20 protein-coding genes are annotated in these 24000 nt (G+C 47.2%); 12 read left to right on the top strand and 8 right to left on the bottom strand.

The window, feature by feature from the left end; translation table 11 throughout:
- Positions 1–77: 77 nt before the first annotated feature.
- Together J1778_RS22190 and J1778_RS22185 are read right to left on the bottom strand one after the other, a co-directional pair.
- Positions 78–1514: a heavy metal sensor histidine kinase gene (locus tag J1778_RS22190; protein ID WP_217175000.1), complete on the bottom strand. Its 1437-nt coding sequence runs from the start codon at positions 1512–1514 to the stop codon at positions 78–80.
- Entirely contained in the window at positions 1507–2181 is a 675-nt protein-coding gene (locus J1778_RS22185; RefSeq protein WP_120163935.1) for a heavy metal response regulator transcription factor, read from the bottom strand. The genes J1778_RS22190 and J1778_RS22185 overlap by 8 nt, the downstream gene beginning before the upstream one ends.
- Positions 2182–2394: 213 nt before the next feature.
- Here J1778_RS22185 and J1778_RS22180 point away from each other — a divergent pair, with 213 nt between their 5' ends.
- Genes J1778_RS22180 through J1778_RS22170 form a run of 3 tightly spaced genes read left to right on the top strand, consistent with a single transcriptional unit; the run spans position 2395 to position 4456 of the window.
- Entirely contained in the window at positions 2395–3018 is a 624-nt protein-coding gene (locus tag J1778_RS22180) for a hypothetical protein (RefSeq protein ID WP_112289412.1), read from the top strand.
- Positions 3019–3057: 39 nt separating this feature from the next.
- Positions 3058–3699: a cytochrome b/b6 domain-containing protein gene (locus J1778_RS22175; RefSeq protein WP_113877500.1), complete on the top strand. Its 642-nt coding sequence runs from the start codon at positions 3058–3060 to the stop codon at positions 3697–3699.
- Positions 3692–4456: a molybdopterin-dependent oxidoreductase gene (locus tag J1778_RS22170; RefSeq protein WP_129639003.1), complete on the top strand. Its 765-nt coding sequence runs from the start codon at positions 3692–3694 to the stop codon at positions 4454–4456. The genes J1778_RS22175 and J1778_RS22170 overlap by 8 nt, the downstream gene beginning before the upstream one ends.
- A gap of 165 nt (positions 4457–4621) precedes the next feature.
- On the opposite strand, the gene ompX is transcribed toward J1778_RS22170, so the two are convergent.
- Positions 4622–5149: an outer membrane protein OmpX gene (gene ompX, locus J1778_RS22165; RefSeq protein ID WP_112289432.1), complete on the bottom strand. Its 528-nt coding sequence runs from the start codon at positions 5147–5149 to the stop codon at positions 4622–4624.
- A 486-nt stretch (positions 5150–5635) separates the two neighbouring features.
- Here ompX and rhtA point away from each other — a divergent pair, with 486 nt between their 5' ends.
- From rhtA to J1778_RS22120, 9 genes are all read left to right on the top strand, one after another.
- Positions 5636–6544, top strand: coding sequence for a threonine/homoserine exporter RhtA (gene rhtA / locus J1778_RS22160; RefSeq protein WP_369964440.1), 909 nt, complete (start codon positions 5636–5638; stop codon positions 6542–6544).
- 214 nt (positions 6545–6758) lie between these two features.
- Positions 6759–7322, top strand: coding sequence for a fasciclin domain-containing protein (locus tag J1778_RS22155; protein ID WP_095922755.1), 564 nt, complete (start codon positions 6759–6761; stop codon positions 7320–7322).
- Between the two features lie 64 nt (positions 7323–7386).
- A complete protein-coding gene (locus J1778_RS22150) occupies positions 7387–7968 on the top strand; it encodes a sigma-70 family RNA polymerase sigma factor (RefSeq protein WP_217174999.1) in 582 nt (193 codons plus the stop codon).
- A complete protein-coding gene (locus J1778_RS22145; protein ID WP_217174998.1) occupies positions 7965–8642 on the top strand; it encodes an anti-sigma factor in 678 nt (225 codons plus the stop codon). Before J1778_RS22150 ends, J1778_RS22145 begins: the two co-directional genes overlap by 4 nt.
- A 457-nt stretch (positions 8643–9099) precedes the next feature.
- Positions 9100–9603: a DNA starvation/stationary phase protection protein Dps gene (dps, locus tag J1778_RS22140; protein ID WP_120131355.1), complete on the top strand. Its 504-nt coding sequence runs from the start codon at positions 9100–9102 to the stop codon at positions 9601–9603.
- A 659-nt stretch (positions 9604–10262) separates the two neighbouring features.
- Positions 10263–11039: an ABC transporter permease gene (locus J1778_RS22135; RefSeq protein WP_217174997.1), complete on the top strand. Its 777-nt coding sequence runs from the start codon at positions 10263–10265 to the stop codon at positions 11037–11039.
- Entirely contained in the window at positions 11036–11701 is a 666-nt protein-coding gene (locus J1778_RS22130; RefSeq protein WP_217174996.1) for an ABC transporter ATP-binding protein, read from the top strand. The genes J1778_RS22135 and J1778_RS22130 overlap by 4 nt, the downstream gene beginning before the upstream one ends.
- Positions 11702–11810: 109 nt before the next feature.
- Positions 11811–12917 (top strand): Stealth CR1 domain-containing protein, encoded by a 1107-nt coding sequence (locus J1778_RS22125; protein ID WP_217174995.1) that lies wholly within the window; start codon positions 11811–11813, stop codon positions 12915–12917.
- Positions 12910–16722 (top strand): CDP-glycerol glycerophosphotransferase family protein, encoded by a 3813-nt coding sequence (locus J1778_RS22120; protein WP_217174994.1) that lies wholly within the window; start codon positions 12910–12912, stop codon positions 16720–16722. The genes J1778_RS22125 and J1778_RS22120 overlap by 8 nt, the downstream gene beginning before the upstream one ends.
- 72 nt (positions 16723–16794) lie before the next feature.
- Here J1778_RS22120 and J1778_RS22115 read toward each other — a convergent pair whose 3' ends face one another.
- The 5 genes from J1778_RS22115 to J1778_RS22095 form a co-directional block, all read right to left on the bottom strand.
- Positions 16795–17814, bottom strand: coding sequence for an acyltransferase (locus J1778_RS22115; RefSeq protein WP_217174993.1), 1020 nt, complete (start codon positions 17812–17814; stop codon positions 16795–16797).
- A gap of 68 nt (positions 17815–17882) precedes the next feature.
- Positions 17883–18794 carry a right-handed parallel beta-helix repeat-containing protein gene (locus tag J1778_RS22110; protein WP_238484854.1) on the bottom strand — a complete coding sequence of 304 codons (912 nt, stop codon included), beginning with the start codon at positions 18792–18794 and terminating at the stop codon, positions 17883–17885.
- Between the two features lie 122 nt (positions 18795–18916).
- Positions 18917–20188, bottom strand: coding sequence for a capsule biosynthesis protein (locus tag J1778_RS22105; protein WP_217174991.1), 1272 nt, complete (start codon positions 20186–20188; stop codon positions 18917–18919).
- A gap of 48 nt (positions 20189–20236) precedes the next feature.
- Positions 20237–22276, bottom strand: coding sequence for a capsular polysaccharide biosynthesis protein (locus J1778_RS22100; RefSeq protein ID WP_217174990.1), 2040 nt, complete (start codon positions 22274–22276; stop codon positions 20237–20239).
- Positions 22276–23952 (bottom strand): polysaccharide biosynthesis/export family protein, encoded by a 1677-nt coding sequence (locus J1778_RS22095; RefSeq protein ID WP_217174989.1) that lies wholly within the window; start codon positions 23950–23952, stop codon positions 22276–22278. Before J1778_RS22095 ends, J1778_RS22100 begins: the two co-directional genes overlap by 1 nt.
- Between the last annotated feature and the right edge of the window lie 48 nt (positions 23953–24000).

Genomic DNA, 24000 nt, shown 5'->3' with positions numbered 1-24000 from the left:
GAATTGCTTATGTTTCAATGCAATAGAAATGTGGCTTTCATACTTTTCCGACTCATTTTTTGAAATCTGTTGAGTAATTATTGAGAATGTTTATGACTGGCATCCGGAAATGACAGCGTAAAGCGCGTCTCTCCCTGCGCTGAACTTTCAACACTCACACTGCCCTGATGCAGCGCCATAATGGCCTGAACAATCGATAAACCCAGCCCGCTCGAACTGCCGCCTTCACTGCGCGAGGCATCCGCACGATAGAAACGGTCGAAAAGTTTTGTGAGCTTATCCGCCGGTATCGGATCGCCCTGACTGATAACGTGAATATCCATGCCTTTATCATGAGGTTCGGCGCGCAACACGACCTGGCTCCCTTCGTGGCCATAGCGCACCGCATTGGCAACCAGATTACTCAGCGCACGCTGGAACAAAATGGCATCGGCCTGTAATACACCGCGGCCTTCGCCGTGCAGCGTCATTTCCCGCTCTTCCGCCAGCCCTTCAAAGTATTCCTGAATGCGCGTAATTTCTGATGAAACATCAATACTGGTTATGTTGAGAACCGAACGCGCATCCGAAGCACGCGCCAGGAACAGGATGTTTTCGACCATCCGCGAGATACGTTCCAGTTCTTCCATATTATTAGCCAGCAGCGTTTCATATTCTTCAACCGTTCGCGGCTGATACAAGGCCACCTGACAGTGCCCCATCAGCGCACCCACCGGCGTGCGGATCTCGTGGGCCAGATCGGCGGAAAACTGCGTCAGGCGCTGATAACCTTCTGCCAGCCTCTCCAGCATGTCGTTGAAAGAATGGATAAGTTGCTGTAATTCCTGCGGCGCTTTATCGCTGCTCAGACGTGTCGATAAGCTTGCCGGATGGATTTGCGTCGCCTCCCGCGCCATATTACGCAGCGGCCTCAAACCGCGACGGATAACCAGATAACCCAGCGCCGCAATCAGCAGATACGAAAACAAGACTGCGCCGATAATTTCCCAGCGGAAGGTTTCTAACAGGCGCGATTCTTCGGTCATGAAATGGCCTGCGGTAATTTCAACCGTGCGTCCGTCCTGAATTTTTACCGCAGCACGGGCAAAACGCACCGGCGTGCCATCTGGCGCCTTTTGCCCGTGAACCGTTTTCAGCGTCAGCGGCTGCCCTTCAGGTACCGCTGCAAATGGCGGTAAAACAAGATGTGAGGGATTCACGTTGATTAACGGCGGCTCGCCGGAAAGGCTGAAAGTCAGGATATCGCGCTCATTACCGAGCATATTTTCAAACAGGCCGGGATTGCGGCTCAGTTGTGACAGAGGGAATTCATTCGCCAGCAGATGGCGAAAATACTGCACACGTCCGCTGACCTGATAATCCGCACGGCGCACCAGCTCTTTATCCATTGAATAATAGAGATAAAAGCCCACGGCACTGACCACCAGCGAGGCGAGCAGCGCAAAAAGTAATGTGGCGCGCAGCGTCAGCGACACGGCCCTTACAGGCTTTTTAGCGGATGTAAAATCAGTCATTACGCACTTCACAGACGTAGCCGATGCCGCGCACGGTATGGATCAGTTTCAGCTCAAAGGCGCGGTCAACCTTAGCGCGCAGGCGTTTGATGGCGACATCCACCACGTTAGTGTCACTGTCGAAATTCATATCCCATACCTGCGAGGCAATCATGGTGCGCGACAGCACTTCGCCTTCGCGACGCATCAGCAGCTGCAACAACATGAATTCTTTATTGGTCAGCGCGATAGTCTGATCCTGACGGGTCACGCGACGGCGCAGCACATCCAGATGCAGGTCAGCGACCGAGTAAATATCCGGCTCACGCGCTGCCGGGCGGCGCAGCAACGTGCGGATACGCAATACCAGTTCGGTAAAGGAAAACGGTTTGATCAGATAATCGTCAGCGCCCAGTTCCAGCCCGTGAATGCGGTCCTGTACTTCATCGCGTGCGGTGAGAAACAGCACCGGCACATCGCTTTTCTTGCGCAGAACTTCCATCACCTGCCAGCCGTCGAGGCCGGGCAGCATGACATCGAGGATCACCGTGTCATAGCCCTCTTCCAGCGCCAGAAACAGGCCATCGGCCCCGTTACGCGCCAGATCGACGCTGTAACCGGCTTCGGTCAGCCCTTTTTTCAGGTAATCGCCCGTACTGACATCGTCTTCAATCACCAGTATCCGCATTCAGGCCCTCAGCGCCGCAATACCATTCTCCCAAAGAATGATTCATGGGGAAGTTTATCAGTTTCGCCAGACACCTTTGATGACAATTTTGTCATCAATTTGTCATCAGCCAATCCCGGTTTATCGTCCACTCTTAATGAAGCTATTCATCACTGGCAGGGTCAGTGATTCTTCTAACCAAATGAAATAATGCCGGAAACTGGAGAGTTAATAATGAATACCACCAAACGTCTTGCGGGTCTGTTACTGGGTTCACTGCTGATGAGCAGCACAATGGCATCGGCTTTTGCCGCCGATAACGTGATCAAACCAACACGCGGAACCATTGATTCTGTTAATGACTCATCAGTACAAATCACCACCCGTCAGGGCGAAAAGCTCGACGTTAAGCTGACGGATAAAACCCGTATCAACTCCGTCACCAAAGGCCAGATCAGCGATATCAAAGCCGACAGCTTCATCGGTACGGCGGCAGTACCTCAGGCCAACGGCACACTGAAAGCGCTGGAAGTTCACGTATTTGCGCCAAGCCTGCGCGGCAGCGGCGAAGGTTTCAATCCGTTTGAATCGCCGGACGGCAAAATCAACACCATGACCAACGGCACCGTCGGCAAACTGGTTAACAGCAATGGCCGCACGCTGACTGTGAAATACCATGATGCAGAGAAAACCGTTGTCGTTCCTGACGATGTACCGGTCGTTCTGCTGGCACCGGGTGACCGCAGTCTGCTGAAACCGGGCACCAAAGTCGTGCTGTTCGCGATGAAAGATGACAAAGGCTCCCTGGTTGCACGCGGCATTTCTGCGGGCAAAGACGGCGTTACGCCACCAATGTAATCCGGCCTGACGGCCTTACCGGACAACAGGAGTTTTTCCGTGAAACCTCAGCCCTCTCCACTTCGCAAACGCAGGGTGCATTCCTGGCCGGTGCGCATTTGTCACTGGATTAATCTGCTGGCAATGATCGGCATGGTAATGAGCGGCTGGGGGATTTATAACGCCGACCCGATTTTCTCGTTTACCTTTCCCCAGAGCACGACCCTCGGCGGCTGGCTGGGCGGCAACATCGCCTGGCATCTGGCAGTCATGTGGCTGCTGGCGGCCAATGCCCTTTTCTATGTGCTGTGGGGCATGTTCAGCGGCCATTTCCGCCGCGACTTTTACCCCTTTTCGCCGCGCTCCGTCTGGCGCGATACCGTTCGCGCGCTGACATTCAAACTTCCCCACAAACTCGGGCAGTACAACGCCGTGCAAAAACTGATGTACAGCGGCGTGCTGTTGCTCGGCGTATTGCTTTTGCTTTCCGGTTTGTCCATCTGGAAACCGGTACAGTTCAGCGGTCTGGTGTGGTTGTTTGGCGGTTTTGATATCGCGCGTTATGTGCATTTTTTTGCGATGAGCGGCGTGATGCTGTTCGTCATTATTCACGTACTGATGGTTCTGCTGGTGCCAAAAACCTTCGTGGCGATGCTAACCGGCGGCAAAAAAATAAGTACGGAGGAAAGTGCCGATGAGTGATAAATCACGCCGGCCAAAAATTATTCTTGAGCCCGATCAGCGCAAGCAACTGGTCAATATTCAGCGCCGCATGTTATTGCGTGGCGGTCTCACGCTGGGCGCGGTATCAATGCTCACCGGCTGTAATCTGCAGGACGGTGACGAAGTCGATAAAGTGCTGTGGGCGATGTCACGCTGGAATGACCGCGTGCAAGGCTGGCTGTTCAGCGGACAAAAGCTGGCGCAAACCTATCGCGCTGACCAGATCACCACGCCGTTCCGCTTCAATGCTTATTATCCGGAATACAACGTGCCGGAAATAGACATTCCCAATTACCGGCTTGAAGTCTCCGGTCTGGTTCAAAAGAAAGCCTCGTGGACGCTGGAACAGTTACAGCGACTGCCGCAGGAAAGTCAGATCACCCGTCTGATTTGCATTGAAGGCTGGAGCGCAATTGGTCAGTGGAAAGGCGTGCCGCTGAAAACGTTTTTACAGCACGTCGGCGCAGATCTGACCGCTAAATACGTCGGATTCAAATGTGACGACCGTTATTATTCCAGCATCGATATGGCGACGGCGCTGCATCCGCAAACCATTCTGGCGCTGGATTTTGGCGGCAAACCGTTACCGCCGGATTTCGGTTACCCGTTACGCCTGAGAATGCCCACCAAACTCGGCTTCAAAAACGCCAAACACATCGGCGCGATTTTCGTTACCAACGAATATCCCGGCGGCTACTGGGAAGATCAGGGATATAACTGGTACAGCGGGATTTGAGTTGCCCGCTAAACCCCCTCCCGGCCTTCCCCTCGTAAGCGGGAAAGGTGAAAATAACGGTCGCGTCTCCACTACCCGCTGAAAAAAGTCATAAAAAAACCGCTCAGTTGAGCGGTTTTTGTTTTCGCGGGTGTGTAACGACAAAGCGTTACGCAGGGCGAAGAATTAGAAGCTGTAACCCACGCCTGCGATCCAGGTACCAACATCAACACTGCGGATGCGGGACTGTTCGTAGGACACGTCCAGAGCAACGTTCTGGATTGGGTTGAACTGCAGACCAGCACCGTAAGAGAAGCCGTAATCGCTTGAATCGTATTTTTCACGGCTAGTAGATGCCGCTGATTCGTTGTACTGAGTTTTACCGTAACCCACACCCACAACACCGTAGATGGAAGCCCAGTCATTCAGACGGTAAGCTGGACCAGCAGTCAGACCGTAGTACTGTGCTTTACGGTAGTCGCCAGATGCCGGTGTGCTGTCATCTTCGATGTAGGTGAAAGAACCGATAACGCCCAGTGGGTTGCTATCTTGTTCCCAGCGGTATTTTAAGTTGAAGCCGTTTGCTTTGTTAGCAACGCCTTGCATATCACCCTGAGCATAACCAGCGGTAACGGTGCTGGTGTCAGCGAATGCGCTTGATGCGCCCAGTGCAACTACACAAGCTAATGCGGAAAGACATGCGATTTTTTTCATCATAACCACCTCAAATAAGAAACCAAAGTAACCTTCACGTTCCAAAATATAACAAAAACTAGTGTGAAACTCTGCCTCATTTAAGATGTCCAAAGCATCATATGGTGTAACAGGAAGTTTCCAGCACACCCTATCCATCTAATTTAATTGGGATTTTCGTCAAATTAACTATAAGATAAACTTATTGAACTTTTTGAAATTAGCAGATAATTCCTAATTATCTGGGCAAAAAATGGACACTTTTCAGGCGTTTTTTCGCTTCTTTTAAAAAAACACGTTCTGAAAAAAACTTTTTATCAGGATTTTTTCTGTCCCGCTTTCCCTCTACACTGACCTTGCTTTACCTTTCTTTTCAAAACTATAAATCTAAAAGATTCTGAATTTATGGAATCACCTCAAAAGGCTCAAAGGATGACTCATTCAGGAAAGAACACGCCGGAAACGCAGACGACTCTGCCGCCTGCGACAAATAACAACAGCCCCCCGATCCCGGCGTTACCTAAAAAAGCGTCTCCCCTGGTGGCGATCCTGTTGCTGCTGATCGCCATGCTCTCATTACAGGGCGGCGCGTCACTGGCCAAAACGTTGTTCCCGGTAGTCGGGCCACAAGGCGTCACCGCGCTGCGACTGGGTATCGGCTCGATTCTGTTGCTGCTCTATTTCCGTCCGTGGCGCCTGAAAATGCGCGGCGGCAATCTGCGTTCATTGCTGATGTATGGTCTGGCACTGGGCTGCATGAATTACTCCTTTTATCTGGCACTGCGCACCGTACCGCTGGGCATTGCCGTTGCACTGGAATTTACCGGCCCGCTGGCCGTGGCGATGTTTTCTTCACGCAGACCCGTCGATTTTATCTGGGTCGTGCTGGCCGTCACCGGATTGCTGTTCCTGCTGCCGCTCGGCCAGAGCGCGGGCGGTGTTGATCTCAAAGGCGCGTGTTTTGCGCTGATTGCGGGTGCGTGCTGGGCGATTTATATTCTTGCCGGACAACGAGCTGGCAGCAGCTACGGCCCCGGCACTGCCGCGATGGGCTCGCTGATTGCCGCACTGATCTTCTTCCCTGTCGGTGTCATCCAGGCGAAGACCTCCATATTCAGCTGGGAGATCCTGCCGCTGGGCCTGCTGATCGCCCTGCTCACGTCTGCTATTCCTTATTCACTGGAAATGATGGCGCTGACCAAACTGCCCGCTAAAACTTTCGGCACGCTGATGAGCATGGAACCGGCAATGGCGGCGCTTTCCGGCATTATCTTCCTCGGCGAGTTTCTGACAGGAACGCAGTGGCTTGGGCTGGCGGCAATTATCGCAGCCTCGGCCGGTTCGACGCTGACGATTCAGCGTAAAACAAAAATAGAAACGGTCGATATCGCCGGGAATAATCCTTCCGGTAAATAGCCCTGCGTTTTTCTGTCAAAAAGCCACGTTCATCCGACGTGGCTTTTTCTTTTCTGTTTGTTCTTTTCTGTTTATTCTTTTTTATCAATGCATTGCAAATTACTTTCAATAATTTCGATTTTTTATCGTTTTTCCTGCATCCAAAAGCGGGGGTCCATTCGTATGTATAGATGTGAGGCAAGACCTTACCTACTCAACGACAAAGGACACCATCATGAAAACATTACTCCGTACCGCTATCTGTGCATCTCTTCTGCTGAGCACCGCGTCAATGGCTGCAATGATGTCCCAAAGCACCACCATGGTCGGTGGCGCTGAAATGTATCCTTCTAAAAATATCGTAGAAAACGCCCTGAACTCGAAAGACCACACCACCCTGGTCGCCGCCGTGAAAGCGGCGGGTCTGGTGGATACGTTGCAGGGTAAAGGTCCGTTCACTGTGTTTGCGCCGACCAATGCCGCTTTCGCTAAACTGCCAGCCGGGACTGTCGACAATCTGGTGAAACCGGAAAACAAAGCCACGCTGACCAGCATCCTGACCTACCACGTGGTGGCGGGTAAGTATGAAATGAAAGATCTGGAAAAACTGCTGAAAAAAGGCAACGGCACGGCGGAACTGAAAACCGTCAACGGCCAGCCGCTGTGGATCATGAATAATGGCCCGCACAATATTCAGCTGAAAGATGGCAAAGGGAATGTCGCCAATATCAGTACTTATGACGTCCAGCAGAAGAACGGTGTGATCGACGTCATTGATACCGTCCTGATGCCAAAATAATACCGACTATACTGAGGGCATGATTTCTTTATGAAACAGCACCTCAGTAAGTCAGGACGGGCGAATGCATGACAATTTTTTAGTTAAGCCAACACCAGAGAAAGCACAGGAAGTACAGCGTGAACTGATGAGCGCCATGGCCGTTGGCGACCGACAGGCATTTGAGCAATTGTACCGTCTGACGTCCCCCCGGCTGTTTGCCGTCGCGCTGAGAATGCTGCGGCGGCATGCCTGGGCAGAAGAAGTGTTGCATGACAGCTATATCACCGCGTGGAACCGCGCCGGATCCTATAATCCGGCGCTCAGTTCCCCGATGACCTGGCTCACCCATATTGTCCGCAACCGCGCTATCGACTGGATGCGCGGGAGCGACAACCAGTTAGATGAACTGGATGACAGCATGGGAGACAACGATGCCAGCGACAACGATGAACCCTTGCAACGGTTGCAGCAGGACAGCGAAGCCAAAATACTGGCCGACTGCCTCGCGCACCTTCCCGCCGAACAAAGACAAAGCCTGACCCTTGCCTATTATCAGGGCCTGTCACACGGTGAGGTGTCATCGCATTTACAACAACCTCTGGGGACGATTAAAAGCTGGATCCGTCGCGCCCTGGAACACTTAAAGAGCTGCGCAGACCTATGAAAAGCAGAAGCCATTATCATGCTGCCCTCGCGGCTGAATATGCGCTCGGCACCTTACGCGGCGCAGCGCGGATTCAGTTCGAGCAAAAAATGCGGGAAGACCCTGAACTGGCGGCTGAAGTCGCCCGCTGGCAGGAAGCTTTCACACAACTGGATAATCAGATTGTCCCGGTCATTCCGCCCGCTTCAGTGTGGAAGCGCATTCAGCACAACCTTGCATTACAACCGGCCAGATTACCGGTTACAGCTAAAAGACCGGTGCGCACATATCTTGGCTGGGCGCTGGCCGCCGGGCTTGCGGCGCTGTTACTCATCCCGCGCCTTCTGGTGCAACCTGAAACCCCGACACCGGTGGCTGTTCTCGCCAGCAGTGCCGGTGCGCAGAACGGGCAATGGGTGGTGAGCGTAGATATGAGTACCCGCAGCCTGATGCTGACGCCGCTTAAGGCGCAAGGTATCGCCGGCGACCATAGCCTGGAACTGTGGGCCATTCCGCCGGGCGGCAAACCCCGCTCACTCGGTCTGCTGAATACACAACAACCGACACAACTGGCACTGGCGGAAAAGATGCCTGATCCGGGTTATACGCTGGCAATCAGTCTGGAACCACGCGGAGGCTCACCGACCGGACAACCGACAGGCGCCGTGCTGTACAGCGGGGCTCTGGCGCTTTGATTCACTGCGGAACCCGGTGACCGGCTTTACGATAATATAAAACGGCAGGCTTTTCCTGCCGTTGTGCTTTCAAAGTAATAATTTATGGCGGTAATTATTTTCAGAGTATAAAAAACGTTCCGTGAACAAATTATTTCAGCCGCACAAACTACATCACAGATATATATCTCCACACTTCAACTTACATTTCATAATATCCATTAGCCGTAATGAAAATTATTATCACTGGCATGTCATAATTTACGCACTAATAAACACCGCTGTTCAGGAGGATTCCTATCCACCTTATAAATCAGCGTGATAAGGTGGTTCCTCGATTCCGAAATTGTCTATTAGACAGATGCTATCAAAACGATAGGAAACGCTGTCCTGCAAAATTTCGATTTATTGCTATACTGAATGCAGTTAAGAAACACGTTTGTAGCAATTAATTTTAATGAAACAAGGAGATATGAATATGAGTACCGCTAAACTGGTCAAAACGAAATCTTCTGAGCTTATTTATACACGCAACGATTTAGATGAAAGCGTCAAACTGAATACTATCAAGGTGCTGAACCGTCTGGTGACTGAATATATTGATCTGTCACTGATTATTAAACAAGCACACTGGAACATGCGTGGCGCAAACTTCATCGCCGTACATGAAATGCTTGATGGATTCCGTACCGCAGTTATCGATCACCAGGACACCATCGCAGAACGTGTGGTGCAGTTAGGTGGCGTGGCGCTGGGTACCGTGCAGGTCGTTAACGATAAAACGCCACTGAAAAGCTACCCGACCAACATCCATACCGTGCAGGAACATCTGAAAGCGCTGGCAGATCGTTTTGCCGTTGTCGCCAACGATACCCGTAAGGCGATTGGTGAAGTTGAAGATGAAGACACCGCAGATATTTTCACCGCCGCATCGCGCGACCTGGATAAATTCCTGTGGTTCATCGAATCAAATATCGAGTAATCAGAATCAGGTAATCCTTATCGGGTAAATGTTGCCCGATACCGCAGAATCAGGCTGCGGAACTCTGAGTGATTAATGCGAAAGGCCAGTGACGAAAGTCGCTGGCTTTTTTATGTCCGCTATCAAGCCCCGCTCCCCTCTTGTGAAAATTTGACTTAAAACCCGCCTCAGCCAGTAACTTTGCATCAGAATTTAATAATACCCCTGATGAATAGTTACAATTTCAACTAAATCTGCAACTTAAGTCAATGGAACCGGTTTCAATATCCCACTGAAAAACCAAGACTTTATTTATCCCCTCAGAGAATTCTTAAACCAATAGGCCGTATGAATGATTTAATACAAATTAATAGTTCAAAGCAATTTTACATAGGTGTGGTCACCCCTGAAACTTGCTGAAATATTTTTTCGCAACCTTTGCATTTTTGTGAAAAGGGTATCTCACTCTAACCTGATAAAAAATAGAGATATTTACCAGGGATGTTCCCCCGGCATCAGTCCTCTATACGCAACTTATGGATAAGTGACTCCCCCGCTCCTGACACATCTTTGATGTGTTATGCACAACCGACTCCCCACAATCCGACCCGTTCCTGAGCGCATTGGCTGCTGTAAGCCAGGGGCGGTAGCGTGGAAAAGTAAAATACTGGAAAAATCCGATGGCACGTAGTGGCTTAGAAGTTCAGAAAGCGGCGGTAAAAGCGCTGTTTTTGAGGGAAATTAAGACTCGTTTTGGTAAGTACCGGTTAGGGTATCTGTGGGCAGCACTGGAGCCGATGGCACATATGCTGATTATGCTGGCCATATTTGGTTATTTCATGCACAGAACAATGCCAGATATATCATTTCCAGTTTTTTTGATTAATGGCATTATTCCTTTCTTTGTTTTCAGCAATATTACCAACCGATCTATAGGCGCTATTGAAGCCAATCAAGGGTTGTTTAACTATCGACCTGTACGCCCAATTGATACTATCCTCGCCAGAGCAATCTTAGAAACCTTGATATACGCCGTGGTTTACATATTGCTAATGGCCATAGTAGGTTTGCTGGGTGAACAATTTGAAGTCACTAAGCTTATTACTCTGATTCTGGTCTGGGTACTGTTAGTTTTATTCTCTTGTGGAGTCGGGCTGATATTCATGGTTGTCGGGAAGTCATTCCCTGAAACCGAAAAGTTCTTACCTATTTTGATTAAACCGCTCTATTTTGTTTCCTGCATTATGTTTTCGCTGCACAACATCCCGAAAGAATACTGGCCGTATTTGCTATGGAACCCTATCGTTCACGTCGTAGAACTTTGCCGTGAATCCGTTGTTCCGGGTTATATCAGCGAAGGCGTCAGCCTGAATTATCTGGCCGCCTGTACTCTGGTTGTATTATTCATCGGATTAGCCCTCTACCGAAACCGTGAAGAGGCGATGCTGACATCATGATAAAAATCGAGAACCTGACTAAATCCTACCGCACACCTAAAGGCCGCCATTACGTTTTCAAAGATCTGAACGTTGAACTGCCCTCAGGCAAAAGTGTGGCGTTGATTGGGCGAAATGGCGCCGGTAAATCGACATTATTACGCGTTATCGGCGGCATTGACCGCCCCGATTCCGGCAAGATTCACACTGATAAAACCATATCGTGGCCGGTCGGTTTGGCCGGTGGCTTTCAGGGCAGTCTGACCGGACGGGAAAATGTAAAATTCGTTGCCCGCCTCTATTCCACACCAGACCAGTTACGCGAAAAAGTCGCCTTCGTCGAAGAGTTTGCCGAACTGGGTAAATACTTTGATATGCCAATCAAAACCTATTCCTCCGGCATGAAATCCCGCCTGGGTTTTGGTCTGAGCATGGCATTCAAATTTGATTACTATCTTGTCGATGAAGTGACAGCGGTCGGGGATGCCAGATTCAAACAGAAATGTGCCGACTTGTTTAAAGCACGTCATGAAGAAGCCAGCTTTTTGATGGTGTCGCACAGTCTGGGATCACTGAAAGAGTTTTGCGATGTAGCTTTGTTTATCGGAAGGGATAACAAAGTGAAGTACTTCGAATCGGTGGATGAAGCCATAACTACTTATAAGAATGATGAAGGGATCTGAATCCGGTTGTGTTTCTCCTCACAACGTAATAGCCCCGTCAGAGTGAAGTTGCGCAGCATATTGCTGACAGAAAAGAGTCGTTGCTTTATCCCTTAGGATTTTTTATCGAATGAAAAAAATCAAAAAATTTATGAAAAGTCCTGGAATTTTTTTCCGGGATTATTTTAACAAAAAATACCCGATTATCAGAAATGAAATTCAGTGCCCTGAGTTAGAAGAAAGTATTTTAATCAGGCATGATCTCGCGATCGAAAAGCTGCTGCACATTAATTTCCCCATCGATGTGGTATTTACCTGGGTTGATGACTCAGACCCGCAGTGGAAAGAAAAGTATTTGCGTTTCAAAGCTGAGATTGGTGCAGAAACTTTAGGCAATTTTGCTACCGATGATGCAAGATTTAGTAACCATGATGAACTGCGTTATTCAATTAAAAGTATCGAACGTTATATTCCCTGGGTAAGAAATATTTTTATTATCACTGATAATCAAAAACCCAAATGGTGTGAAGCGAACGACAAGATAAAAATCATTGATCATAAAGAAATCATAGATGATAAATACCTCCCAACTTTTAACTCACACGTCATAGAAGCAAACTTACATAAGATCCCAGGCCTTGCAGAGCATTTCATTTATTTTAATGATGACGTATTTGTCGCAAGAGAACTTCCACCGGGACACTTCTTCAAAAGTAATGGCATTTCATCTTTGTTCTTGTCACAGAAAAGCCTGACGGCAATGCAGGCACGGGGCACCAACACCCCCACCTTATCAGCATCTCAAAGGGCCTGTGGAATTTTCAAAGATGACTTTGAGTCCCTTATCGATACACCCTTAGTTCATACTTATGTACCGCTCAGAAAAAGTGTTTTCGAAGAAGCCTGGCGCGTATATGAGTCTGAAATAACATGTTTTTTGCCTAATAAGTTCCGCACCAATCAGGATATAAATTTAGCCACATTCTTTGTACCCTGGCTAAGTTATATTACAGGTAAAGCAACCCCATCACGGGATATTTGCTACTACTTTAATATCCGTTCAACAGCGGCGCGAAGTTATTTCAAAGCACTTAAAAAAGCAAAACAGGACGATGCCTCGCCTCATTCTTTTTGTGCAAATGATTTTAATACGCAAAAAGCATCGCTTGAAAATTATCAATTCCTTTTAAGTACCGCACTTAAATATCACTTTGAATCAGAGATTGAAAATGCTTAACAGAAAAGTAAAAAAACTAATTCGCGATCCTAAATTATTTTTCTCTGATATGGTAAAAAAACAGAAGAAAAAAATAAATAGCATACAACCTAAAGAATACAACGGCAATTATCAGTATACTGTTGTAACAGCTGTTTATAATGTTGGAAGATATCTTGATGAATATTTCAATAGCATGGTTAAACAACGCCTAGATTTTAAAAAACATATTAATCTAATTCTAGTAGATGATGGTTCTACTGATGAATCGGTGGAGATAATAAAATCGTGGAAAAAAAAGTACCCCAAAAATATCACCTATCTTTATAAAAGCAACGGTGGACAAGCTTCAGCAAGGAATATGGGGCTTCAGTATGTTAATACTGATTGGGTTACATTCATTGATCCTGATGACTTTTTAGATGTTAATTATTTCAAAGCAGTAGATAGTTTTGCAAAAACAAATGAAAAGAAGAAGCTTGATTTAGTGTCGTGCAATTTCATTTTCTATTTTGACGAAGTTAAATTGTATAAAGACACTCACCCATTAAAATATAGGTATAGTCAAGGTGATAAATTATTTGCTGCAAATAACCTTGGTAACCAATTGCAATTATCTGCAAGCACCGCATTTTTCAAAACCAATGTTATCTTGGATAATAAAATAAACTTCGACTCAAGGGTAAAACCAAGTTTTGAAGATGCCCATTTTGTAGCGCAATATTTAATACATTGTAAAGAAAGTAATATTGGATTTCTAAAATCTGCTAAATACTTCTACCGAAAAAGAGGTGACGGAACGTCTACTTTAGATAGTGCCTGGGAACACCCTGGATTATATGACTCGGTGCTGGAGCATGGATGCCTTGACATATTAAAAAAACATAGAGATTTGACCAGCGAAATTCCAAAAAATGTACAAATTACTATCCTTTATCATTTAATTTGGTATATTAAATCAATTGTAAACCATCCACAAAAGATTGCTTTCTTGACTGAGGAACAACAAGTAAGATTTATTTCTTTGGTTAAAGAAATATTCTCTTATATCGACACACAGACAATTATGGAATTCGGATTAGGTGGATGTTGGTTCTACCACCGCGTAGGATTGCTTTCACAGTTCAAAAATGAAAGACCTCCATTCCAAATAATTTATATCGAATCCTACGATCATAATAAAGGTCTTATCGAATTAAGATACTTTACTGGAACAAATGAGCTAGAGCATATATCAGAAAATAACAATGACATTATTCCTTATTTTGCTAAAACAATGGTACACACTCTGACGTCTGAAACATTTGTAAAAGAAAGAAGGATTTGGGTGCCTATTTCTGAAAAATCTAAGTTTAATGTTAAAATATCTGACATCCCCACACGAATATCATTTCAAGGTAAACAATACAAATCAGGCATCGATACTAATACCATTGTTAAAGGATTTCTTGGACAAATACCTAAATATAACAAAGTCAATGAATTTAAGAAATCTTGGTTATTGATGGATCGTGATAGTCAGGCCGATGACAATGCTGAACATCTCTACAACTATATTCAAAAACACCATCCTGAACAAAGTATTTATTTTGCATTAAGAAGGAATTCACACGATTGGGATAGATTGTTAGATAAAGGTTTTAATTTAGTTGAGTTTGGAAGTAAACGGCATGAAGAAATATTAAAAAGCTGTTCAAAGGTTATAAGTTCACATGTTGACAAATACATAACGAATTTACTAGGCCCGAAAATGCTAACGGGTAGGCATTTTGTATTCTTACAACATGGCGTAACTAAAGATGACATTTCTAATTGGGTAAACCAAAAAGAGAATATAGATGTTTTCGTAACTGCCTCAACAGCAGAATATAATTCCATAGTATCTAATGAGTCTCATTATAAATTCACTAAAAAAAATGTTAAGCTAACTGGATTTCCACGTTACGATAATCTTAACCAACCTCAAAGTGAGTTATATAAAAAGTCGATATTAATAATGCCAACTTGGCGGTCAAATATCGTCGGAACTACAAAAGGTGAAGGTAATAGTAGAGAAGTATCATCAGAGTTTATGAAGACAGAGTTTGCAAAACACTGGCGAGGTGTTTTACATTCGCCTTATCTCAAAAAAATATCAGAAAAATATAACTTTGAAGTTATATTTTTCCCTCATGCTAATATTTCACCATACATTGATTTGTTCGATGTTCCAAAATTCATAAAAATTTCGGATCATACAAAAGGCAGCATCCAAAACTTGTTTAAATCATCATCTATGATGATTACCGATTATTCGTCAGTTGCCTTTGATATGGCTATTCAGGGAAAACAAACTTTATACTATCAATTTGATGAAAAAGAAGTATTTTCCGGAGGCCATTTTTACAAGAAGGGATATTTTGATTATCGAGAAGATGGATTTGGCCCAGTAGTTGTAAAAGAATCAGAGTTCTTTTATGAATTAGAAAAAATAATTAAGGACGATGCATCTCCTGCCCCAAAATACCAAAGTAGAATAGATAAAACATTCCCTATTCGAGACACAAATAATTGTAAAAGAACTTATGAAGCTATTTGCGAGTTAGATAATCCTCTTGTTGATGGATATTGTGATCTGGAAATTCTTGAAGACTATGCAAGAAAAGCAACTTCCCATAGAAAATGGGGGATAGCAATATCTCGCTGGAAAATGCTTTTAGAGTTTGGTAATAGCCAACAAAAGCAGATTGCAAGATTGCGATTGATTCAAGCATGTCGTGAAGATGGAAAAATCAATGATGCAATCAATCTGCTCCAGCAATGGTCTGGTGTTGAGCATTCAACATATTTTAATGAATATAATATTGAATATGCACGAATATACATGGCATGCCAGCAATGGGGCCAGGCAATCGCTATCTGGAATAGTGTAGAAATAGATAATACTGAGGATGAAATTAATTATTATCGCTGTCTTGCTGAGATAGAAAACACTCAAGCATTAGATAACCTAAATGTTAATAAATATTCATTCTCTGATACACAACGAACAATAATCATGGCATATCAACTTGTTGCGCATAAAGACTGGGAAGCAGCAATTGAGCTAATTTTGGAAAAAATTAATACTTTTAATCAAAATGAATTACATGTTCTTAAATGTGAATTAATTCTTGCTCGATGCTATAGAGAAATCGGAAATTCTGAACAGTGTCATAATTATCTCAAAAGCTATGAGGTTTACGCGAAAAAGGATACCGAACTTAAATATGAAATTGGAAAACTTTCTTTTGATACATGCAAATGGTCAAAAGTAATTTCTCAATTTGATTCCGCAAATATAAAATTAAATCTGCTTTCAAATGATTTGGCTTTGATTTATGTTAGATCACTACGTTATCAAGGGCACTCATCAAAAGCTTTGTCATTCCTTGATGAAATGCAGTCCGATACTCTTCAGCTGATAGATTACAGAATAGAAGTAGGTGAGAATTACCTTTTAGAAAAAGAATGGAATTCAGCAGCTGAGGTTTGGATTGAACTGATCGGCATCACTGATTCAGCCCCCTATCGTCTTGCCTTAGCCTATAGAAAGCTTGGCATGATAGAGGAAGGGTTATCAGTATTATTTACGGATGGGATTCGTAGTCCAAAAGAATTAGAAGAGTGGATGCTCAGGGCTGAACTATCTCAGCTCTCAGGAAATTGGTCAGAAGCAAAGCATTGCTGGTCTTCAATTCTTCGCTATTATTCAGATATTGCACCTCAAGAAAGCTGGAGTCGCTTAAATCATGCGCAACTCATGTCTGCAATATATTCAACACAAAAATTAGAAAATGCTATGTGATTTTTTAATACGGATTAGTTGGGTAGGTCATCCATTTAGACCTACCTAACAATTAATACATGTAATAGTTAATTATGCTACCCAATTTTCTTTGAAACGATGATCACTAATATGTTCCCAAACTGGAAGTATTTCTCTATATAACACATTGGCAATATCTTCTTTACCAGCCATTTTGCAAGCTAGGTATGCATAGGCTCCACAAATGTAATTCTTCCTATCACTCATCTCAAAGCATCTTTGTAGGATATCAGCTAACAGTTCAATGGATATCAACTTGTTATTTATGAAGAAGTCAAAAACGTTTTTTTCTTTGAACTTAGAAATAAGAATAGATCTAGCCAAGTAATAAAAAATGAAATAATTACTGCCATCCATCTTAACCCAATATTCGATATACTTTCCTGCCATATCTATAACTTTTTTGTGTTCAAATGAAGTTGCACAAGCACGGAAGTCTGCTAAGGAAAAATTATCATCAAACTTAATTAAGTTATTCTGTTTTAATGACCTAGTCCAGCAAACATTAGATTTAACAACTCTTGCCGGATTTCCCACAATTAAGGATTTTTTTTCATAAAACCCGCTAGTGATAGCCCCCGCACCAACAACTGAATCACACTCTATATTTGTTCCTTTTAATATTAAGCAATCCGTTGCAAGCCATACTCTATTTCCGATCAATACATCCTTAGCTTTATTTAAACGTTGGCCAGTATCATCAGAAAATATCGAATGCATATCAGAATTAAAAATTTTCGGATTCGCGAAGAGGCAATCATTACCAATTGTTACTTTGCCATACTCTGCGATTTGAATTTTGATAGCATCATTACAGCTTAAACCATGCCCTATTTCTAAGGTGCAACCTTCACCAACAATTATCCGCCCCCTAATTTCACAAAAATTACCTATAGTTAATCTTCCGCCTTCCATAATCGTAACGTGCGCATTTACAAGCTTAGTATTTTCGCCGATAGAAAAATACGACAATTCATCACTTAACTCCAATGTGGAGGAAACCATGGATATCGATTTATTTAATTCATACTTACTCAAAAGAGTTTCAGTCAGCTTATCAAATTTAACCATTTTCATACGGCCTTATTATTAATTTTAGATATAATAATCTATCTATTTTGTATAAAAGATTAAATTAACTATTTGGAATCATAATATCTGTTTATATAATTGGCTTTTCCATCGTCAACCACTTTCGCGCTGACTCCTTCAAACTTATTCCCCTCCACCACATTATTATCCGCATAATCGTTAAAGTATTTACCGGAACTGTCCCTCGGTTTATCCCCGCAATCAAATCCTGATAAGTCCCGGTTCTGCCGGGATGCCAGCCAGATGCCAACGGGTTCATTCACAAAGGTATTGTTGCGAATGACGTTGTGGTCGCTGTGCTGCCAGCGGATCACGGATTTGCCTGTGCTGAAATGCTCGCCGCAGTTCTTATACAGAAACACGCCCCCTGCCCCGTTAGATTCGAACCGGTTGCCTTCGATAAGATTGTACGCCGACGAGTCTACCGCTAATCCTTCACGCTTTCCCTTGCCGAAACTCTCATGGCCGTTGCTGATGATCTGGTTATTGACGATTTTGTTATTGCGCGATGAATGTTCCAGGTAGATACCCGACATATACGAGTCGCGGACAATCGAGTGGCTCAGTGTGGAGTGGGTGACGTAATCGTCAAAGTAAATTCCCACGCGTCCGCTGCCGGTGACTTCAACGTTCTCGAGCGTTATCCGCGTGGGTGTCCGGCGGTAGTTCTCTTCGTGGTTTGGGCTGAGTTTGCTGGCTGCGATATCAGAAGTGATACGGATGCCGCTGCGGGTAAAGTGTCGCACTTTGCAGTTGCGGACAGTGACATCGGATAACGGCTTACCTCTGCTGTTGATCATTATGCCAAAAGGGCGTTCATTGTCCCCCTCCAGCACCGCTCCGTGGCAATCTAACGTCGTGTTGCTGCTGGTAATGATGACCGCTTCTTTATAAACGCAGTGAGGGGATAACGAAGTATTACCGCGCACCTCAGGCAATTCGCACTCATGAGAGTGCATCGAAGGAACGGCACCGGCGCAGCCGGAAAGAATTAAGGGGAGCAGTACAGGTAATGAGAAATATGCACAGAGTTTAATCAATAAACATTTTCGCATCTGAGCATATTCCTCAAAGGTGATCGTTATGAAGGCTGTTGTTTGATGTAATTCATAATCAGTTTCTGACTGATAAACACGGGCTGATACTGGGTATCTGCGGCGGTCGCGATGTCCACTTTATTGCCACCATAATACACCGCATTAATCTGCGTATTCTTCAGCAAGTATAGACGGAACTGTTTGAAAAGCTTCATGTCCGGCTTAAATCCTGAGGTCCAGAACTGGTTCAGATGTCCCTGATAGGTTATGCCTTTGATGTCATACAGCGCCCTGCCCATCACCTTCAGCGGCTTATTATGAATAAGCGCAGAGATCCCGGCGGTGCTGTTAATCGTGACCACAGCTTTTGAGTGGGTCAGCAGTTCAGGCATAGGCAGGTCGTGGACGTAAATCACCCGGTTATTGATGCCGTATTTTTTACCCAGCTGGCGGATAAGCGGTCCGTATAGACGGTGTCCTCTGTCCATCGGGTGATGCTTAATCACCAGAAACTCCGTTGACGGCGCTTTCTTCGCGAACGAGTGCATCACTTCATTGATGTAATCACGCACGTCTTTATACGGGCTGTGATTACGGATCTGGCTGTCGTTGTACACCTGTAAGATCGCCAGAAAATAGCGCTGATCCAGATCCGTCTGCAGTTGCTGCAACACATTGCGCTGGCGGAAGGCGTACAGTTTTTTACGCCACGCAGCACGGGTCCAGCAGCGCGCCTCATACCACGGCGAGAAGGATTTGTGATGTCGATACTTCGGGAAGTCATGGCGATAGCGCCAGCCGGCCAGATAGTACGTTATGGCATGACGGACGCGCTGCCAGCCTGAAGGTTTCAGGTGCTCGATTTCCGGCATGGTCATCGGTGGCAGGCTGCGGTAAAACTCAGCATCGCGCGGCAGGCTGGAATAGGCGTTCACGCCGTTCTGTTCCAGCGTGATGTAATGCGGGCGCAGATAGCCCTCTTCAAACGCGAGGAAGCGCACACCTTTAGCCTGCGCCCAGCGTTTAGCGGCCTGATGCAGCGGACGACAATCCCCGAAACACACGATGGTGTCGAAGTCGTATTCCTGCCAGGTGGCTTTCAGCCAGGTCGGAAACTCTTCAGGCGTCTGCTGGTACAAGCGGTATTCACGCTTACGCGAATACAGCCTGTCTCCGCCGTTGAAAACGACGTTCACCGCTTCCCGCCCCAGAGACTCAAGCCACTGCGCTAAATCGCTGAAGAAAGGTCCCATCGGGCCCTGCAACAGCAAATATTTTTTTCCAGAAAGTAATGTTGTAAGCGCCTTACTGTCCATTTCTGTCCGATTCCGTCAACGCCATTGGCATTTAGTAAGAAGCTGTTCTCAGGTGCTTAATGTCACCCGGATCAGCATGAGCAGTTTTCTGTAATAACGGACTATCCTGCCCGCTTTTATTCTTGTGAATTGCATTTTTGCCCGTGGGGTCGCAGCGAGAAGTTCAACCGCCTGCTCCGCCAAAATGGGCTCCCGACTTTGCGGGTCGATATACGACGGGTACGCGATCAGCGCCTGGTAAACCACGTCGTCTAAACTGAGGCTGCGCAGCCGGCGTGAACAACGGTGCTCATCCTGCGTCAGTCCCCATCCGGCATAAAACGGCATGCCGTAACACGTCACTTTTTTGCCATGTAATAAGGCTTCAAAACCTGACAACGACGTCAGGGTGTGCAGCTCATCAGCGGCCTGAATGCACTGAATAATGTCTGCATCCAGTGCCTGACTGTCGGCCCAGCGGCTGACATCTTCCGCAGGAATATGTCCCTGACGGTTGCCCACCAGAACATCCGGGTGCGGCTTATAAATGATGTAGGCGTCGGGATTGCGCTCCCGCACCGTGCGCAGCAAATCACTGTTGGTGCAAATCGACATCGTTCCCGTCAGGATCGACGCGTCATCTTCCACCTGTCCCGGCACCAGAATGACTGTTTTACCCGCCGCGCCGGCTGGCAAGGTAAACGCAGCGCCGAGGTTATATTTACTGACTTTACTGGCGACCAGTCGCTGATGCAGCGCGGCGGCACGTTGTTGCTGAAATGCCGTCAGCTGGCTGTGGTTCAGCAAGTGCTCAAGGTCGCTCGGACGCGTGGCATCGTAATAAATGCCCGATTTATCCAGCACCAGCGACAAAGGCGGATGCAGGTCAGAACCCAGACCGGCCGAGCGCAGAAAGCCGTCTTCCATACGCCATTGCGGGATCTGCTGTTGCGCGGTCTGCGCACCCCAGCGTGATTCGCCTTTGATCCCCCACACCACGCAGGCGATTTCACCGGCATAGCGTTTACTGAAATTCACTTTGTTGCTTCTGGTTCGCAGAAACGGCGCCAGTATGCTGCGCTTCCACAGCGTCAGCCCCGGCGACCATAAGCGTCCTGCCCGCTGCTGGTGATGACGTCGTTGCATCAAAAGCCAGCTCAGCACATCAAACAACGTGCCACTCTTGCCATTCACCGGATTGATGTACCGGCTGTAACGCAAACAGGCGGCGCTGAACAGGTCTTCCAGACTGGCTGTGCCACGCCGTGCTCTGAGCGATTCCGATTGCGCGTGACGGTCGTCGGTGACTCCCCAGCCCGCATACCACGGCTGACCAAACACGCTGACCGGTTTTCCTGCGATCAGCGCCTCAAAGCCATAATTGGACGTCACCACATACACGCGATCGACCAGACGCAGCAAAGATTGCGGACTGACGTTTTCCGCCAGTAGTTTGATCCGCGGCTCCTGTTGCGCCAGTCTGGCAATCTGCGTGAAATAGCCCGCTTTCTTACCGTGCAAAACGTCCGGGTGGATCTTCACCCAAATCTCAGACTGCGGATTGTCAGCTATCGCCGACCGCAGCATGTCATCAAACTGTTCAGCGCCGGCATTACCGTAAACCACCGCCATATCGCCGAAGGTCTGATCGACCACCAGCACCGCGCCCTGTTCCGGACGGGTCAACGTACACGCCGGTGCCTGGTTGTATTTCGACAGGTCACCGTCAACAATCATCTGCATGGCCTGACGCGCAGTGTCATGCAGTTGCAGGTTTTCTTCCCGCTGATGGATCAGCCGCTCAAGCGTGCTGGGTTGCGAGGCGTCGTAATACATGCCCTCTGTATCCAGCACCATCGAAAGCGGTGCAGCGCCGGTAACGCCCAGTTCGAGAGAACGGATAAATCCGTCCTCGAGGCGCAATACCGGCAGGCCAGATTTTGCGGCCAGCGCGACGGCTTTATCACCGGTTGGCCGGTATCCCCACACGGCAATCTGCGTGATGTCTTCCGGCACCGGCCGCAGCAGAGAAAGCTTGCGGCACGGCTGACCGAGAAACTCATCCAGATGCGGGATGCGCTGAATTCCCGCAGAAAAGATCCCAATCATTAAATTGTCAGAACCACTTTCGCGGCAACGGCCAGCTGATACAGGATCGTTGAAATACCGCGTGTAACTTCGATGTTCTTCGATTCGTATTTCGGCAGCACCATCAGCTCATCGCCAGGTTGCAGCGTTTTCACGTCTTCTGCGTTAATCGCTTCGCCGTTCTGTTTAATCAGGATGACTTTCGAGTTACCCGCTTTCTGCGTGTAACCGCCGACTTTCTCGATGTAATCCTCCGGGCTGAGACCTTTCTGCCAGCTCACCGCATTCGGGAACAGCACTTCGCCGTGGATCATCACCAGCGAGGTCTTCTCAGGAATATTGATGACGTCGCCGTCTTCGAGGATCACCTGATTGAGGTTAGTTTCGCTCAGAACCACTTCACCTTTTGGCACCACCTGACGGGCTTTCGCCACGAAACGGCTCACCAGCTGGGCTTCCTGCGCACGCAGACGCCCTTCTTCCTGCGTCGAGGATTGTGCGGACAGAGATGCTTCTTCCAGTTTCTGCAACGTCAGATCCAGCATCTCTTTCTGACGCAATGCGACAGAACGGCGATAAAGCTGGATGGAGTTAATTTGCGACATAGAGTTGGTGCGGATTTTCGGCAACAGCTGGCTCATGGTGGCGCCATACGGCAGCACGACGGCGTGTTCACCGGAATGCGCGCCTTCGATGCGCACCTGAATGGTGCCCGCGTAACGGTCAGAGCTGACAATCAGTTTGTCGCCATCCTGCAATGAGCGACCCGGCGCGGAGCCCAGCGGATAATACTCGCTGCGTTTCATGCTGCCCTGCTGGCGGATAATGGTCATGTGCGTCGCGCCCGGCTTCGGACGCGCCCAGCTCAGGGCTTCGCTGACCGGGATCGTGCTGTCACGGAATTCAAAGTCGTAGCTGTTAAAGACATCGCCTTCCACGCTGAACGTGTGTTGACGCGGCCCGACCACGATGGTATCGCCATCCGAGAACTGCGACAGGCGCAGGTCGCCGTTGAGCAGGAAATCGTACAGATTGATGCGCGAACGTACGCGGTCATTGTGTTTCACCACGATGTCGACGTAGCTGCCGCGTTCGGTATCCACGCCACCGGCTTTGCTCAGGTAAGAAAGCAGTGAGTCAGATGCCACGCCGCCGTACAGGCCAGGATTGGTGACATAACCGGTGACAAACACTTTCACCGGCTGCGCCTGAAGCAGCGAGGCGTACACGTTCACGTTGGCCTGATAAACCTGTTTCACTTTGGTGGTGATCACGCTGTTCAGCTGGCTGTTAGACACACCGGCGACTTTCAGCGGACCGACGTTCGGCAGGAAGATATTGCCTTTCGGGTCAACGGTCAGCGCGCCATCAAAATTGAATGCGCCCCACAGACGGATTTGTACCTGATCGCCCAGGCCGACAATGTAATTCGGGTTGAAACCGATGCTCGCCGCGTTATCAGCCGCCGCGCTGCCGGTAAATAACTGTGCACCAAACATACGGCTCATGACCGCAGGCACCGGAGGCGGCGGTGAATCATCAAAACCGGTATCAGAACCGGTCTGCTGTGTCTGCCCGGTTAAAAACGTCGGCAGCGGCGCTGCGCCGGTCATGTTCGGATCGGCGTTGATCCCGATGGCATTTGCCTGGGTAAGCTGGCAGGCCAGCAAAATTAAAACGGACTTCAATAATTTCATAACAAGCTCTGTGTGCGATTCTTCAGGCAAAAAGGGACAGCGGTACAA

Origin of the sequence: Rahnella bonaserana (genome assembly GCF_019049675.1) — a bacterium.
GTDB lineage: Bacteria > Pseudomonadota > Gammaproteobacteria > Enterobacterales > Enterobacteriaceae > Rahnella > Rahnella bonaserana.
Note: the sequence above shows the minus strand (reverse complement) of the source record. Positions and strands in the feature narration are given on the sequence as shown.